The organism is Pseudoalteromonas luteoviolacea, from assembly GCF_000814765.1.
In the GTDB taxonomy this organism is placed as follows: domain Bacteria; phylum Pseudomonadota; class Gammaproteobacteria; order Enterobacterales; family Alteromonadaceae; genus Pseudoalteromonas; species Pseudoalteromonas luteoviolacea_H.
This window is the reverse complement of sequence record NZ_JWIC01000006.1, coordinates 100,578-116,865: the sequence shown is the minus strand read 5'-3', so window position 1 is coordinate 116,865 and position 16,288 is coordinate 100,578. Positions and strand designations below refer to the sequence as shown.

Here is a 16,288-nt window from a genome sequence, read left to right as displayed (position 1 = left end):
TGTAATTCTTATAGTGTGTAGAGCTGATAGCCTTCACCTCTATGGGTGATTAAATGCTTGGGTGTTTTTGGGTCTAGTTCTATTTTTTTACGAATTTTAGCGATATGAATATCCACCGTGCGCGTATCGATATCTTTGGTTTCTTTGTATCCCCAAACATCTTTTAGCAATTCATCTCGTGCCACTAAACCGCCTTTTCGGTTCAAATAAGCCAAAATCTCCGCTTCTCTGCGGGTATACTTCATCTCTTTTTGATAAGAGCTTCCAGTCAATGACTGCAAGCACACGGAAACTTGCTCACTGAGCGAGATAACATCACCTTTTTCTGTCCAGCCTGAGCGCCTAACCAACGCACCGACTCGCAAAACCAGCTCTGAGGTTGAAAAAGGTTTGGATACATAATCGTCGGCACCGAGGGTCAGCGCATTAATGATGTCTTCTTCTGCATTTTTTGCTGTGAGCATCATAATTGGTTGGGTACGAGAGTGAGCTCGAAGTGCATTGCAAATATCAAAGCCATTCATTGAAGGCAGCATAACATCGAGCAAAATACAGGTATAATCACCGCAAAGTCCTTTATCTAAGCCTTCTTTTCCGTCTACCGCACTGTCTACGTCATAGCCATGAAATACAAATAAGTCCGTCAAGCCTCTTAAAATGCTCGGCTCATCTTCAACGATGAGCAGTTTTGGTTTAATGCTCAAACCTCTTCCTTTTGTTGATGTAAAAATCGATGTGATCGCCGACCTGCTTTCTAATTCGTTTTTATAGATGGTTCAGCAACCCGTTACTGTGCATACGCAGTGTACCAATTTTCACATAGCTTTAAATGCAAACTTTTGTAAAATATAAACTTATCTTCTGACATTGATTAGATGAATATCAATGGTTACGACTGCCTTATCGATGTATTTAAACATGGATTCAAAATATCAACCGAAGTAATAATATGTTGATATGTATTTCTTCTATATCGACCCAGAAGCAGCCCTATAGGGCTGCTAGCACTCACTCTAAAATGAGATTTAAACTTAATCTAGTTAACCTTTAGGGATAGTAAGTAAGGAATACTTGCTCGCTTCACTCCAAGGAATTAAATGTACAGCCACTTTTCCGTATGTTGAATAACCATTTCCTTCCCAGTTTTGGTCGATAACATACACACCGTTAGCGTTTGAGCCCAGTGCAATTGCGACATGACCTGGTGCACCACTGTCTCCAGGCTGCCAATAAGTACCATCTGACTTAAATTTTGCGATAATTCGCCACTTCAGGTACATGCTCGAATTCAATTTGGCACCACTCCACTTCCACTTACTTGTGTGGCCTGCATTTGACAACGCACGCACAAATTGCACACACTGAAAATAACTATCAAAGCTCTCTCCAACCGAGATTAAATCGGCGACTGAACTGATATAGCGGCTGTCATGCTGATGGTTATTTGCGACACCATACTGCTTGAAAATATTCGCTGTGCTTGATGTATGTTTGAGATACAACATACTTCCCCCAAAAACATGATCACTTTCTCGTACAAAGTTATTTGGGTTATCAATTAACTGTTCCAAATCTTGCTTTACACCCGATTTTAATACCGCAAAAGAATAATCCTGCGCTGCCGCAACAAGTGATGCTCCTAGAGTGACGATCATAACCAGACTGTTCAACACTTTCATTTTATCAATCCTTATATACATGGCTGTGGCCATTGACGTTTTAATTTATGAATGTTTTCCACTATCCAGTGGCAGGAGTAAATCTAAGTAAATTTTCTTTTGAAGAGTAGGCACGCAATTTCGCGTTTTTTTTCTCAATTTTTTTAAGAAATGTGCAGATAAGTAGCTCGCACTTAATGAGCCAACAGAATTGAACGCAAAGAAATCATAAAAGTTCTTGATAAGCAGGGGTTTAAGTTAATTGATAGGCGTGTTGGAACGTACTGTCATTTGTAAAATTTTAGCGCCTACATTGGCAACTTCACCTCTTGTCATCGCTCTTTTAGGTTGAAACTGACTTCCACTCAAATCACACAACTGATAAAAAGCACATAATTGCCCGTACCTTACACTTTGGATGCTGTTAAACTCTGCACTATCACTAAAATTAAGGTGTGAAAAGCTGTCTACCCCATCAGGATCATAGAGCGCCAAAAGCTCACTCACAATCATAGCAAACCATTCTTTTGATACGGGCTTTTTAGGGGCAAACCGCTCTGGATATGGCATAAACCCCGCTTTATTTCCATATTCTAAATACGCATTCGCCCAAGTAAAATCTTCAACCCCTCCCTTGCCATTGACGACTCTCAAGTTACGGAAATAACGACTTGTCTTGGCTAGCGTAATAACCCCTTTTTCATGGGCAGATAAAAATAATATCGATAGCGCCTCAGCTTGCTTAGCTATCTGCTGAGGCTGAAATACCCGTCCATCGCCACCTTGATCAGGGCGGCCAATAACCACACCGCGCATTGCGAGATAGTGGATGTTGCTATAGTGAGGATGCGCTGGCGGCACATCTTTAAACTGAATTGGTAAGCTATGCCCGTCTCTGATCACAAACCTGAGTACCAATTTGTCATACCCCAGACCATGTTTTTGTGCTTCTATTGTGACCGTATGAATACCTACTTGAGTGAATGTATGACGATAATCCCCTTCGTCACTAACATAACCAGGTCCTGTCACCGTAAAAGATAGGTCTGATACATGGTTGCCCTCACCGACCACTTTCAGCGCAATTGGTTCGCCTATCTTCCCCCCATGATTGGTAAACACATGCACGGAAAATAGCTTTGGATGAACATGACCTTCACCTTCAGGCAAAGTGCCTAAATTGCTAGATGCTTTTGGATTATTCAATATATCAAAAAACTCTCCATTATTTTCATGCGCGTCAAATAACCGCTCTAAGTAGTCTATTGCTTTGTCATTCTCATTTTTTTGTTGCACCAGCTCAGCATTTTTAGTGGACAAAATATTTAAGACTGTAAATAAAACTGGAAGAGCAAGCAAAAAGCTAACAAGCCGATATTTGTACCTTAAAGCTGTGCACTTAAGTTTATCCCAAAAAGATATATTAATTTCTTTTGGTATTTGAAAGTGCATCACTGCTCTCAACATTTTTTGCAAAGAATCAATATCCGGCGTTCTTACCTTCACATCCTCTAAATATGCTTGTTCCAATACCAAGCTTAACAGCCGAACTCTTAACTCTGCGTCTGAAAACCTTGCTAACATCAAAGCGTTAAACATCTTCGCAACAGAGTAAACATCACTCGACACGCCCAGCGCCTCTCCGCTTATTTGCTCCGGGCTAGAAAAGCTTGGAGTGAACCCCAATACCTCTGGCGTTGCAAGAGCCGGCATATCGACAAGATGCTTGGATATACCAAAATCTACCAGTACGGGGCGTTTATCCGCATCAACCAATATATTACTCGGCTTAATATCTGCATGCACGACACCTTGCTTATGTGCATGCGCTAATGCGTTCAATATCTTAAAAAACAGCGCCAGTGCGTCATCTAAAGAAATCGCGTTATCAGCAAAAAAAGTGTCTAATGACTCGCCGTTTATAAAGTCCATAATCATGTAACAGTAATTATGGTGCTGACCAATGGTAAATACTCTTGCAATACTGCCATGATTGAGCTTGGCTAAACTTTGTGCCTCTGACGATATGGCAATGGCTTCTTTTGTCATATTTAATGCCGGATAGAGCAGTTTTATAGCAACGGTTTGATCGAATTTGCCGTCGCACCGAATCGCTTTATACACTACACCTTGCCCGCCCTCTCCTAGTAAAGCGGTTAATTCAAAGCCCTCAATTATTACTCCTCTGAGATGTAATAACTCGTCATAACCTAGCGCAGACTTTGCAGACTGTGATATCAAAGACGATAAGAACATATCTTGTTTGTTGAGGAAGTGGGCTTGAATTAGATTTTTTACCTCTTCAACGATTGCTCTGTCTATCCCTTCAAATGCATGCAAATTATGCATCATTTCATCAGCCGGTAACTCTAACAATTGCTCAAAAATATCAAATGCACTGATAACATTTACGGTAGGAGTAAGCATTACATGGCATCCATAAATTGACTGCGTAAAAACGCATTTGCAACTTCTATTTGGCGGTATACTTTCCCTCTAGACAAACTCAACTCGCGCCCAATTTCATCTGCAGTCATACCTAAAAAGTAATAAAATAATGCCACTTCATAACATGACTCTGATCTTGTTTTTAAAAGCCCAATAGCCTCGTCAAATGTGCTGTACTGCTCATCATTTGCATACTCAGTGACTTGGCTTAATTGTTCTATGGAGGTGTGTTCATATAAATTTCCACGCTTGTACGCTTTGTTCTTTCTGATTTCGCTAATTAAGGCATTACGAATAAACGTCGATACATCTTTTAAGTATTGTTTCCTACTCTCATAATCTTTAACAGGAGGTGCAAAGTGGATAAAGTATTCATTGATAAAAGAGGTTGTATTAGGCACCACGTCAAACTCATCATGATTACGAACTAATTGTTGCTTATGCTTTTTCAAGCTGGATTTTAAATGTAAAAAAACCGCTGACTTAAGCGCTTTTTCTGATGCCTCACAGCCTTGTTTCCATTTACTAATCAATAAAGTGATATCATTTTTCATTTAAGTTAGCCAATCCATAACGCGCGGTAAATTATTGTAATTCAATGCAAGGTAAGCAAACTGTAAACAAACTGTTTTCAAAGTCAATAAAGGCAAGCAGCGTAGCGCAATCACTGTACATTTAAACGAGTGAAACGCCTCTTACTAGGGGGAGAGATTAGAAAAGAGTTCAGATAGAGATTAGAAAAGAGTGCACCACGATAAAACGGCTGCACTCCAAAAAGTACTCGATATTGATTAGTTACTGTTTTGTCTAACCAATTGATCTAGAAAGCGTACACCCCAACCTTGAGAACCTTTCGGTGCCACAGCAATCGGCTGATTTAACCAATCAACCCCTGCAATATCTAGGTGTACCCATGGAATATCTTTATCTACAAACGTCGCGACTACCGCTGCACCGATACTTGCACCTGGGTTACCAGCACCAGAATTTTTAATATCTGCAATGTCTGACTTAATTTGCTTAAAGAAATTCGGGTGTAAAGGCAGAGGCCAAACCGCTTCACCACTGGTTTCACCCACTTGCATCATGTTTTGAGCAAGAGACCAGTCACGTGTAACCATGGCCGCATACTCATCGCTTAACGCTCTCGCAGCCGATCCTGTCAACGTCGCAATATTGACCAGCATGCTAGGTTTAAATTCATCTTGTGCATAACGCACGGCATCGGCGAGTAACAAACGGCCTTCCGCATCTGTTGAGATGATCTCAATCGTCGTGCCTTGCATTGTTGTCAGTACGTCACCCGGACGAATAGCATCTTCCGCTGGCATATTTTCAGCAAGTGGCATCACACCGACTAGATTAACGTTTTCACCTCGGCTCGCCACTGCTAGCAGTGTACCAGCCACTGCAGCAGCGCCAGATAAATCAGATTTCATCTGCCACATGCCGCTGTTTTTCTTCAAACTGATGCCACCTGTATCAAATGTGATCCCTTTACCCACCAATGCGATAGGCGCATCTTTTTTGTTACCGCCACGGTAGTTGATCACCAACATGCGTGGTTCATGGATAGAACCTAAGCCAACACCTAGAATCGCGCCCATATTACGCTTTTTCATTTCTCTGACTTTCATCACCTTGATATCAACATTATCAATATCATCAAATGCGTCTTTTACTCTGTCCACAAAGCTCTGCGGATAAATAGATTTACCCGGCTCTGACGCCATATCACGAGTTAGATGCACGCCTTGTACCATGTACTGTAAATCGTCATTATATTTTTTAGTGGCTGCAGTAACGTTGTTACTATGAAGCACAAAGTTACGAGGTGAAGATTGCTTTGTCTCTGCTTTATATTTATCAAAGTGATAATCGCGAAGACCTGCGCCCATTGCTACCCAAGCTGAAGGGGTTGATACTTGCGTCTTAAGCGCGTCAGTAATCACAGCATACTGATTTTTACCATTATCTGGGGTGCTCGCCGCTGCGTAGCCACCTAAATCTTGCAGTTGAGCTTGTGTTAATGCATTAGAGCCTGTGCCAATTACTGTAATTTGCGCAAAAGGTGCCAGACCATAAAACGTTTGTGTTTTACCAAATCCACTTTTAAAGCCTGCGCTCTCTATTGCGCCTTGCAATTGACCATTTGTTTTTGTGTTTACTTGCGCCGCAAGCCCGCTTAATGAATTAGCGTTATCAACAAAAATGATTAAACGTTTGTTCTGCGTTAAGTCGAGTTTAGTGAATTGAATATTAGGGAGCGCGTGCGCCATGCTTGAAGCCAACATAGTCAGCGCAGCAAGTGTAAATTTGATCATGCTATTAATCCGCTTAATTAAACCGATAACACTCAAAAGTGTCGCTTTGAGAGCCAAAACCTAAATTAGACCTGAGTATAGTCAAGGTTTAAGCGGTATGAACTCTACCTCTTATGCGTGAATGTAACCATTTGTTATCGATGAAATTAAGCAAAAATGCTGTGTATGGATGAGGAACGTAATAGAAGGCGTAACTATAGAAGACGTTGACTCGCTTAACTCATACCAAAAAATAGAGAGATTACAATCGCTTCGCTCTACTTTTTGTCTCGACTACTTTTAATGTGGTCTATTTCTCTGACCTCTTGTCTAACAACTAAAAGTTTCCTATATTGGCACAGGATTATCTAACCCAAGGAAAATAATAATGAAATCGGGTGCTCTACTTAAAGTGTTGTCTTGTCTAACGCTACTTGTTGCTTCTCAGGGCGAAGCCAATCAACAAAAACTCTTACCTCATGACGGCAAAGCCGATGACAGTTTTGGATTCAGTGTTGCTGTAGACGGCACAACCGCTTTAGTCGGTGCTTTTAAAGCGGATACAAAAACTATTAAAAATGCAGGGGCCGCCTACGTGTATGCACTTGGAAACAACGGCTGGTACCAACAAGCAAAGTTGGTGGCAGAGCCTGCCTTCAGTGAGGACACACTTGGTGGCAATGTGGCACTCAAAAATAATATGGCCATGTTAGGTGTATCGCGAAGAGACAGTCACGGCAAAGATTCCGGGGCTGTGATCACTTTTGAAAAGCATGGTGGGACTTGGTCGCAACAGCAAATTTTAACCGCCGTTGATGGCAAAGCTGGCGATGTATTTGGACAAAGCATCGCATTGACTGAACGCTTTTTAGTCATTGGCGCGCCACACAGTGATGCACCGCATAAAGACTCAGGATCAGCTTATGTGTTCACTCGCGAAAACGGCGCTTGGCAATATCAAACAAAACTTACTGCCAAAGACGGAGCAGCAGACGATTTGTTTGGGATCAGTGTGGCAATTGATGGTAATACTATTCTTGTCGGTGCAGACTTGCATGATGCAATTGCACCAGAAGCTGGTGCTGTTTATGCCTTTGAATTTAATGGTAAACAGTGGCAACAACAAGCCAAATTGATGGCAAAAGATGGCGGACATACAGATATCTTCGGTGTACGAGTTGCGCTGCAAGGCAATACTGCACTGATCTCCGCCAGAAGGGACGATATTGAAGGTGTAGGTAAGGATGCAGGTTCTGCGTATATTTTTGAGCGAACGAATGGAACATGGTCGCAAACACAAAAGCTGGTTGCGCCCGATGCGCATGCAGATGACCGATTTGCACGTGGCGTAACGCTCTCTAGAGACACCGCCTTAATCAGTGCCATGCACCATGACGCCAACGGCAGTAATGCAGGTGCTGTCTATGTGTATAAAAAACACGGTGGTCAGTGGCAATACACGTCTAAAGTTGTCGCCAAAGACGGGAAAGCCGAAGACAGATTTGGCTGGAATCTAGCCCTATCAAATCAACATGCCATCGTTGCCGCACCACATCGTGATGATAACGGCAATTCATCAGGCGCGGTGTATATGCTGGATTTAGAAGGTAGTAAGGCAGTTGCGTCAAATCGACATGATGAAGTGAAATAATATCCATCTGAATAAATACTAAAAAACAATTAAAAGAGCGATGTTTGTTCCTTAATTGTTTTTTAGTAAAATCTATAATCATCAAAAGTCAGGTTACTCCAACCTACATATATTTTCAGACTTCCAATTGTTATAGGTTATTTCTGCCCTTGACGCCTCCCTTGAATTTGATTACTCCGGTTCCCATGAACTTGATCGTGTTGCCTATTAGTTCCTGGTGTACCCTTATTAGCATTTGGCATATTTGCAGAGTTATTTTGAGGTGTAATTTTAGATTTTGTCATAATATTTCCTTTTCTATTGTTTAATTGAGTGTTAGTTTTTCATATAAGCAAATAGAAAAAAGGGACTTTTCACTGAAATATGATATTTCCTATATGTATGAATAAAGGATTACTATTTAATCACCTTCCTGAGTTAATCATAATCTCATTAAAGTGCATTTCATCAGAATCAGACTTATTAGTTAAGCTCGCCAGAAAACTTAAAAGAGATAAAAACATTTCACACGATCATCAAATTTTTAGAGATATAAGGCATGGTAGAAGACGATTATCAATTTTTGAATCGTACTTCAATATTGATACTGATTGTCTTGAGCTAAACTTTAGTCTGGAGCCTACCCCACAAAATATAGGTAGCTGGTACTTTTTAAAATCCTTTGTTAAAAGCTTTCAGTATAGTGATCAGGAAGAAGCCATTGCTTTAAAATATTACTGGAGTTTTCTGGAGGCTCATTGTGACCTTGAGCATACAATTTTGGATGAACTAAGTTCTACTAAAAATATTGAGTTAGTAGAAAGTTACTTGAAAACATGGCTGAACATCGAGACACAGGAGCTCTTTGAGCTAGACAGCAACACAAGGTATGTTTATTTGGTTAAATCAGTCATGTACTGGGCAGCTCTATTTGAATTATTCTTAGAGCTTGAATTTAATACTACTGAATATTCATATCTCAACAAAGTTTTACCAACCTTCAATGAGAAAATTAACAAGCTAAGCCTTTCAACAGAACAGTTCCTTATTAATTTCAAAAAAGCATGGTCACGTGACGAGTATGGCTATGCCAACGAGCGGTCTATCAAATGGGCTGAACTATATCGCGATATAGCTAAAAAGAGAATGCAAGATCCAGATATCACAAACCCGCCCATTAGTTCAAACTCTCCTGAGTTACATGATCCTGATATCACCGCCATAAAGAAAAAATTTGATAGATGGCGAAAAGGTAATACATTAATCTCTATGAACGAAATGAGAAATTTCATTGCAATTCTCAGGGTACCGTTTTCTTACTCTGGAGATGAACTCAGGCTTTCGCAATGCCTATTTATTAACTTATTTACATTCATTCAATTACAAGGCTTAAAACTTGATATTGACTTGAAGCAGCTCTCGGATGCCTTTTCTAACTACGAAAGGTACAAAGCAATGGTAAACCGGCGGTATAAAACATATAAACAGACCCTTAAACTAGAACCTTAATTATTTAATACCTATTGTAACTGCCCAAGTCGATTTTTATCTTTAGCTAGTGCACGGTTAACTAAACCACATAATCAATCTGCTGCACTAAATTTGGCCTACCCTGCTCATCAAGATAAAAACCTGACTTTCTGATTGCGCCTTTCAGCTCACCTTGCTCGCGAATATTCAGCGGGGTATCGGCATTTTGCAACCCAATAGCCCCAATATTGGCCTCTGACAGTGTCACCAACTTGTCTTCATCTTTGTTTTTTACCCACACTTTGAGGCTGTCAAATACCTCATCATTTTCGTCAATAAAGCCGTTGCCATCCTGATCGTATTGGGCTAAATCAGCAAAGCCATTACCACTTAACGCACCAAACAGTTCAGTGCCATCATCAATGCGTGAATTATTGTTTAAATCCAGCGCCAAAAAGCCATAGCCTTTTTTAAGATGAGAGAATGTATCTGCTTTGCCATCGGCATCAATATCAAACTGCATCTGCTCACTCTCCAGCTCAACTGCCTTATTGGTAAAGCTGATAATCAGCGGATCTTTCATATTTATATCTTCAATCGTACGCTCGTAACTGGTGTGAGATTGCTCAAATACAGACTTAAACGCAAAAGCAATTTGCTCGCCATTTTGGAGTGTAATTTGCCCACCTACTTTAAATACATTAGATTGGTGCTCGTGACTTAAACGCTCAACAATAACATGAGTTGGTTCGGGCTGCTCGGCATCTGCAGCAGCAAGCTCAGCGGCAGCTTCAGCCTCTGCTACGTCCTTTCCTATGGTGTCATCGTACCAACTCACTTCTTTTCCGGTTAGCTTCTGTACCAATAACTTAAGAATATACAGCTTAGCATCGTTGCCCATTTCCATGTCACTTGCAGTTTGCTCTGCCTTAGTAACTTCAGTGTCAGCCATGGGTAAAGCACTTTGCTCCTCTTCAGGTATTGTAACTTCTGTCCGCTGCTCACTGACGTGAAATTGCCCTTCATGTTTGTTACGCATCTCAATTTGTGCACTTTCAATTTTCATAGCTCCTCCAAGCCCATCCATGTAATTTGGTTATCGGCGTGAGTGCATATTTATTGAGCAAAAATATAAGGGGTAAATAATCTTTTAATGCGGTTGTAACAGTGTGTCTGTTGGCTGGTTGTTTTTACCAGCCAACAACGCCATAAATTAGCCCTCAACAACCTGCAAAATGATTTCCTCAAGGTAGTCAAGATACATATCCATGTAAGTTACGCCATTTTTATCATCTGATAACCATGGATTCATCAAAGTGTGTCGCAGGACAAATAGCGCATTGTCCTGATACGCAACATGCTCAACATCTCTTACAAACGAGTTGGGATCTAAACCCAGCTTGATACATAGGCTATGCGCCACTTCATCGTTGATGTTTTTTCTAAAAATAGAGGTATAAGAGCCGATAAATTCTTTGCTAAACATTGGCGTCGACTTCTCAATTTTAATGTATTCAAACACTTTGCGTGTAAAGTCATTTAAGACTCGTGTACTGGTGTTACCTGCGGGGTTAATGGCTAAGCAAATTAAGTTTGTGTCAGGCTCTATGGGCGCGATCAAGGTTGCTTTATCTGCCAGCTTTTCACTCAGAGCTGAAATCTTGTGGTAAAACACTTCTGTAGTGCGAATGGTGCTTGCAGGCAATTTACCAAAATGCTCAGCGTTGAGTGGTAATACGTTTTGTGCGACATAACTTGCAGCGGCTGCGGACCCCGGCTTTGAACCTTCCATAATATATTGGCCTAGCTGATTTAATTTCGGTTCAGGCTCAACAAATCGGTTCTTTTTATCAAATACATAGGCCGCTTCTTGCACCACAAACCCACACATGTTTTTGTTTCTCGCGATAAATGCACCGCTGCCAAATGGCATATAACCTAGCTTATGCGGGTCAACCGTAATGGAATCAGTCTCGCATAGCGCGGCAAATGCATTATAGACTTTGTCTGATGGGAAGTATTCAAACCCTGCTCTGACCGCTTCATGGCCGCGCATTCGATTACTTTCATCTCTAAATACAGACGACAGGTAGCCACCCCATGCGGCATCCACGTGAATATAGTAATTCAGTCCCTCATTTCGATTCATTTCATCACGTAATGACACAATGTCTGAGATTGGGTCAACAGTGCCAAACTCCGTAGTCCCCAATACACCAATTACCGCAAGGACTGTGCGGTTTTCAGATTTAGCTTTAAGCAATAACTGCTTAAGTGCGACCGGATCTAAGCGCATTTTTTCATCCGTAGGAACTTGCCATAAGTTTTTACTGCCTATACCCAAAATCTTCATGGCTTTTATCCAAGAATAGTGAGCGGTCGCTGGCACAAACACCACGGGCTGTTTTAAGTCTTTATGTTGGTCAAAGAAATCAATGTGACCTTGATGCTCAATACGCTGTTCTCTCAATAACTCGATCAGTTCATCATATTTGCCATCGCCCATCGCTTTGAGCTTATTTAAGCAATTGACACGAATTTGCACGACTTCGTCAATCGAGAGATTCATTAACGCCCAAGTAGACATGCTTTGCAATGAACGCCCTTGACCATCCACAAAGTCAATGTCTGCCAATTCACCGCAGCGTTTTACCGCCAATGGGTAGTATTTCACGGAACGAAACATCCATAAGCTTTGGTAATTTGCCACCGTACCGCCGGAGGTTAAATGACCCCATGCAACAGGGCCTTCGTCTGCATTTAAGTTATAGCCGAACATTTCTGCCAACTTATTACCAACCTCTAGCTCCATTTTAACCGTGACTGGCGCGGCTTCCTCCGTGACGTTGTTGGGGTTATACAACGAGGTAATAAATTGCGCTAGCATTCCCGGTAGCAACAAGTCTGATGCCATATGCCCGATATAACGGGGATTTGAAAACGGCACTGATTGCTTTAAATCAGCGCTCAACTTGTGCAACTCTTGCTTAGTTTTAGCCATGGTTTCTAAATAATGCGAAGACTGTTTTTCAATGATTGAGACTGGGGGTAAATCTTCTGGGTGAAAGCTGCGCCGCCAATAAACGTGGTCCCGAAAGAACTCTAAAAAGATATCTTCAAACTCGTGGTTATTTTCACCATAAGAGCCAAGGAAGTAAGGAGAAAAAAGGCGTATATCCATGTTAATTTACTCAGTCTGTATATTAAAACAATCATTCACCATGCCTGCGCATTGATACGCTCACATGCTGCAATCCTATGCACTTAGAATACGTTTCATAAACTCAGTAATTAATAAAAAATGTCAACAAGACATATTTATTAAAGGTTAACTTGAGGTAAAACAACTTTAAATGATTATATTGATATGTATTTTGGGAGCCTGTGGGGATTCTCCCAATAAAATCGACTGGCGAAGTGCCTTTTTCCAACTTAACGCTTATTTCTTAGTTCCAATAAATCCCACTTATTGCCGTATAAATCTTCGAAAACCACCACAGTTGCATACTCCTCAACTCGTGGCGCTTCATGAAAAACCACGCCATTATTTTTCATCAAATTATAATCCCGCCAAAAATCGTTGGTTTGCAGAAATAAAAACACGCGTCCGCCACTTTGATTACCTATCGCCTGACGCTGCTCATCAGTACTTGCTTGTGCTAACAGCAAATTAGTCCCATTTGAATTAGGCGGAGCAACCTGAACCCAACGCTTTCCAGCCCCTAGTTCTGTGTCTTCAATGAGCGTAAACTGTAGTTTTTGTGTATAGAATTCAATCGCATCATCGTAACTTTCAACGACCAGTGCGATGTTGCCAATTTGCTGCTGTATAGGTTGTGTCATGTTCTTACCCACTGGAAAAAATCAGTTTATACTCTAAATCACGCAGGCAATACAGTCGTTTAAGATGAGATGCGTAACCAGTGTCGGAACAGGCTATTTATTGATAAACAATATCTGTTCTGAGGACATACTTAACACCTGATAGTACTTCATTTCCTTTGTGCCATAAATGATGCTCAAATATCAGTGATTTACCTATACCGGCATGTACCTCCAAGTTTGATTTCCTAAATTGTGTGCTTCCCCCCTCATAACTGTCATTTAAATACACCAATAAAGTCATCATCGTTACACCCCCTGACACACTTTGCCGTCCGTCTTTGTGCATATTGAATTTCTGTCCTGATGTGTAGCGATAAAAACGAAAATGAGGTGACAAACCAATGGCGCATTGACCTTCAATGTTTGGCAGTGACATGTTAGAGAGCTTATCCCACCATTGCGCAGCCAAATTTTCTGATATCCAATTCACCCGATCATTGTTTCGTATGTTGCTCAGATAAGAACGGCCAGCGCCCACTTGTACATCTGCATCGCTGTAACCAATCAATTCAGATTGAGCAATCAATTCGTGACATGCTTGAACTGAAAGGAACCCGTGAATTACAAAGATGTTTTCATCAAGTTGACTTAACTGCATACTGCTCCACTTCAGCTGACGTTTTATTATTGATAACGTAGTGCTGGGTCTTCTCACTTTTGCTGACTTTATCGATTTAGCAAAATCAATTACTCGTTCATGATACCCATACTCTCATTAACGGTGGCATCTTATAAAATAGCCCTTTCACGGCTGTTCGGAGGACTAAAAGCCAAGTTTTAATCCGTCCTTTATAACCATTCACTATGTTTGATAAGACTATGTGTTGTCAATTTCAGTGTTTTCAATGTGCCTCTGTTGTGCCAACCATTCTGTATACTCAACCCAATAACAGAGATGGTTTACTCGGTGATCATATAAAAACTCGGCGTCTGGCTTGAACTCTTTATTCACAAGTCCTAAACGAAGTGCAATGTCTTGGCTTTTATAATTGTGTTCTGCAATAGAGAGGGAAACCTTGTTAAGTGCCAATGTACTAAACGCATGATCAATTAAAAAGTGTACGCATTTAGTTGCCACGCCCTGACCTTGATACTGCTGCGCAAGCCAGTATCCAATTGACGCATTACCATTCACCTTATCAATTGGATGATAGCCACACATGCCAACTAAATTATGATTCAAATATATGCCCCCCATTAACCCAAGGCCACTTTGAAATTGCTGGTGCGTTGTTTTAATAAACGCCTCAGAATCTTGTACCGTCTGAGTAGAATCGAGCCAAGGAAGCCACTGTTTAAGGTGTTGCCTGTTATCATTAACCAGTGCAAATAAAGTTGGAGCATCCGATAGAGACAATAACTTCAGACTGATTTCATCGCTTACTTCAAATTTTTCCAAGGTCATGCTCCCTACTTTAAAATTCTACGACAAAGGCTTTCGGTGATGCTTGCAGATGAATGTTGACTTAGCCAGGACCTCAATTCAAAAAAGCATAGGCCAGATAACATTCAATCCGCTCACAAATGTACCCATATTAAGAACCTATCAAGTTATCTTTACTTTGTGAAGCCCTTGCGCAATTATTCTAAATAAATTAAAAAACCAAATAATTAACATACTTTTAAACCCTCTTTGAACAACAAAGAGGTAGACTATCGACAATTGCATTTTGTATTAGGTTAATAATGAAACCATCATTAGTATCAATCGCCTTAACAGCAACTTTGCTGGGCACTGGCTGCCAACAAACATCAACTCAAACAACGGATGCCGCCACAGTTAACGACACTACAATACGTGTTGCAACGTTCAACGTAAGTATGGAAGCAACTAACTATCAAGCGGATAAAACGTTAGATGTCTCTGGTAATGTATTAACCAACGCACTGAGAAGCGGTGAAGTACAGCAAATTAATAATATTGCAGAAATCATCCAACGCACTCGTCCAGATATCATACTTCTTAACGAATTTGATTATATTGCCGACCCTGAGCAAGGCATCAACTTATTCAAAAAAGCGTATTTAGAAGTGTCACAAAATGGGTTTGAACCAATTTCTTACCCACATGTGTATTTGGCACCGGTCAATACTGGCGTAAAAACACCTTTAACAAGCAAAGACAGTAAACTGACACACTATGGTTTTGGTAAATACCCGGGCCAATACGGCATGGTATTACTATCAAAATTTCCGATAGACGCTGATCAAGTTCGTACTTTCCAACACTTTTTATGGAAAGATATGCCAAACAATATGATGCCAACAACCGAGGGTGGCAAGAGCTGGTATGCACAGTCTGAGCGTGCAATCATGCGCCTTTCTTCAAAGTCTCATTGGGATATTCCAGTACAAGTTTGTAACCAACAAATCAATGTACTTGCCAGTCACCCAACTCCGCCTGTTTTTGATGGGCCTGAGGATAGAAACGGGAAAAGAAATCATGATGAACTTAGGCTATGGAAAGACTATATCTCTGCAACTGGTCACAGTTACATTTACGATGATGCAGGGTTAAAAGGCGGGTTTAGCGGTTCATCCTTTGTGATTGTCGGCGATTTAAATGCCAGTGATGTCGATGGAGATGGCCATCCAAATGCCATCAGACAACTCCTGACACACAGTCGAGTAAATAACTTGGCCATACCTAAGTCTGAAGGTGGTAGATTAAATAAGCCGCAAAATGCCAATGCTATCGCACATACTGCACACTGGGGCATGCGCGCTGATTATGTATTGCCATCTAGTGACCTTAATATCATTGATAGTGGCGTATTTTGGCCAGCACAGCATGAGCCTGGTGCTGAGCTCGTTGCAAATAGAGCTGCCTCTTCTGACCACAGGTTAGTATGGGTAGATATTTTACTGCCAAGCAATTGTACCAAGTAAACATA

Annotated in this window: 13 protein-coding genes; 3 read left to right on the top strand and 10 right to left on the bottom strand. The window is 41.0% G+C overall.

Features of this window, described 5'->3' with window-relative positions; genetic code table 11:
* Positions 1-8: 8 nt before the first annotated feature.
* From JF50_RS12000 to JF50_RS11980, 5 genes are all read right to left on the bottom strand, one after another.
* Positions 9-704 carry a response regulator transcription factor gene (locus JF50_RS12000; RefSeq protein ID WP_039609711.1) on the bottom strand — a complete coding sequence of 232 codons (696 nt, stop codon included), beginning with the start codon at positions 702-704 and terminating at the stop codon, positions 9-11.
* 336 nt (positions 705-1,040) lie between these two features.
* The gene (locus JF50_RS11995; RefSeq protein WP_039609710.1) at positions 1,041-1,679 is read right to left on the bottom strand and encodes a BPSL0067 family protein; all 639 of its coding nucleotides are present in this window, start codon (positions 1,677-1,679) and stop codon (positions 1,041-1,043) included.
* Between the two features lie 237 nt (positions 1,680-1,916).
* Complete coding sequence (locus JF50_RS11990) at positions 1,917-4,085, bottom strand: serine/threonine protein kinase (RefSeq protein WP_039609709.1); 2,169 nt, start codon at positions 4,083-4,085, stop codon at positions 1,917-1,919.
* The gene (locus tag JF50_RS11985; protein ID WP_039609708.1) at positions 4,085-4,660 is read right to left on the bottom strand and encodes an ECF-type sigma factor; all 576 of its coding nucleotides are present in this window, start codon (positions 4,658-4,660) and stop codon (positions 4,085-4,087) included. Before JF50_RS11985 ends, JF50_RS11990 begins: the two co-directional genes overlap by 1 nt.
* Before the next feature lie 237 nt (positions 4,661-4,897).
* The gene (locus tag JF50_RS11980) at positions 4,898-6,430 is read right to left on the bottom strand and encodes a leucyl aminopeptidase (RefSeq protein WP_039609707.1); all 1,533 of its coding nucleotides are present in this window, start codon (positions 6,428-6,430) and stop codon (positions 4,898-4,900) included.
* Positions 6,431-6,797: 367 nt separating this feature from the next.
* Between JF50_RS11980 and JF50_RS11975 the strand changes: the two genes are divergently transcribed.
* Both JF50_RS11975 and JF50_RS11970 read left to right on the top strand, forming a co-directional pair.
* Positions 6,798-8,060 (top strand): FG-GAP repeat protein, encoded by a 1,263-nt coding sequence (locus JF50_RS11975; protein ID WP_052262267.1) that lies wholly within the window; start codon positions 6,798-6,800, stop codon positions 8,058-8,060.
* Between the two features lie 381 nt (positions 8,061-8,441).
* Positions 8,442-9,548, top strand: a complete 1,107-nt coding sequence (locus JF50_RS11970; RefSeq protein ID WP_039609706.1) for a hypothetical protein — start codon at positions 8,442-8,444, stop codon at positions 9,546-9,548.
* Positions 9,549-9,609: 61 nt separating this feature from the next.
* Here the strand turns inward: JF50_RS11970 and JF50_RS11965 are convergent, their stop codons facing one another.
* The 5 genes from JF50_RS11965 to JF50_RS11945 all read right to left on the bottom strand — a co-directional run bounded on the left by JF50_RS11965 (position 9,610) and on the right by JF50_RS11945 (position 14,793).
* Positions 9,610-10,575, bottom strand: a complete 966-nt coding sequence (locus JF50_RS11965; RefSeq protein WP_039609705.1) for a hypothetical protein — start codon at positions 10,573-10,575, stop codon at positions 9,610-9,612.
* 147 nt (positions 10,576-10,722) lie between these two features.
* A complete protein-coding gene (locus tag JF50_RS11960) occupies positions 10,723-12,690 on the bottom strand; it encodes a pyridoxal phosphate-dependent decarboxylase family protein (RefSeq protein WP_039609704.1) in 1,968 nt (655 codons plus the stop codon).
* Positions 12,691-12,941: 251 nt separating this feature from the next.
* A complete protein-coding gene (locus JF50_RS11955; protein ID WP_039609703.1) occupies positions 12,942-13,352 on the bottom strand; it encodes a VOC family protein in 411 nt (136 codons plus the stop codon).
* Between the two features lie 97 nt (positions 13,353-13,449).
* Positions 13,450-13,992, bottom strand: coding sequence for a 2OG-Fe(II) oxygenase (locus tag JF50_RS11950; protein ID WP_039609702.1), 543 nt, complete (start codon positions 13,990-13,992; stop codon positions 13,450-13,452).
* A gap of 219 nt (positions 13,993-14,211) precedes the next feature.
* Positions 14,212-14,793: a GNAT family N-acetyltransferase gene (locus tag JF50_RS11945; RefSeq protein WP_160290471.1), complete on the bottom strand. Its 582-nt coding sequence runs from the start codon at positions 14,791-14,793 to the stop codon at positions 14,212-14,214.
* 287 nt (positions 14,794-15,080) lie between these two features.
* Here JF50_RS11945 and JF50_RS11940 point away from each other — a divergent pair, with 287 nt between their 5' ends.
* Positions 15,081-16,283, top strand: coding sequence for an endonuclease/exonuclease/phosphatase family protein (locus tag JF50_RS11940; protein WP_039609700.1), 1,203 nt, complete (start codon positions 15,081-15,083; stop codon positions 16,281-16,283).
* Positions 16,284-16,288: the final 5 nt, after the last annotated feature.

Bases quoted from the DNA above. Each gene is read 5' to 3' on its own strand.
- JF50_RS11995 (WP_039609710.1), bottom strand. From the start codon at position 1,679: ATGAAAGTGTTGAACAGTCTGGTTATGATCGTCACTCTAGGAGCATCA.
- JF50_RS11990 (WP_039609709.1), bottom strand. From the start codon at position 4,085: ATGCTTACTCCTACCGTAAATGTTATCAGTGCATTTGATATTTTTGAG.
- JF50_RS11985 (WP_039609708.1), bottom strand. From the start codon at position 4,660: ATGAAAAATGATATCACTTTATTGATTAGTAAATGGAAACAAGGCTGT.
- JF50_RS11980 (WP_039609707.1), bottom strand. From the start codon at position 6,430: ATGATCAAATTTACACTTGCTGCGCTGACTATGTTGGCTTCAAGCATG.
- JF50_RS11975 (WP_052262267.1), top strand. From the start codon at position 6,798: ATGAAATCGGGTGCTCTACTTAAAGTGTTGTCTTGTCTAACGCTACTT.
- JF50_RS11970 (WP_039609706.1), top strand. From the start codon at position 8,442: ATGAATAAAGGATTACTATTTAATCACCTTCCTGAGTTAATCATAATC.
- JF50_RS11965 (WP_039609705.1), bottom strand. From the start codon at position 10,575: ATGAAAATTGAAAGTGCACAAATTGAGATGCGTAACAAACATGAAGGG.
- JF50_RS11960 (WP_039609704.1), bottom strand. From the start codon at position 12,690: ATGGATATACGCCTTTTTTCTCCTTACTTCCTTGGCTCTTATGGTGAA.
- JF50_RS11955 (WP_039609703.1), bottom strand. From the start codon at position 13,352: ATGACACAACCTATACAGCAGCAAATTGGCAACATCGCACTGGTCGTT.
- JF50_RS11950 (WP_039609702.1), bottom strand. From the start codon at position 13,992: ATGCAGTTAAGTCAACTTGATGAAAACATCTTTGTAATTCACGGGTTC.
- JF50_RS11940 (WP_039609700.1), top strand. From the start codon at position 15,081: ATGAAACCATCATTAGTATCAATCGCCTTAACAGCAACTTTGCTGGGC.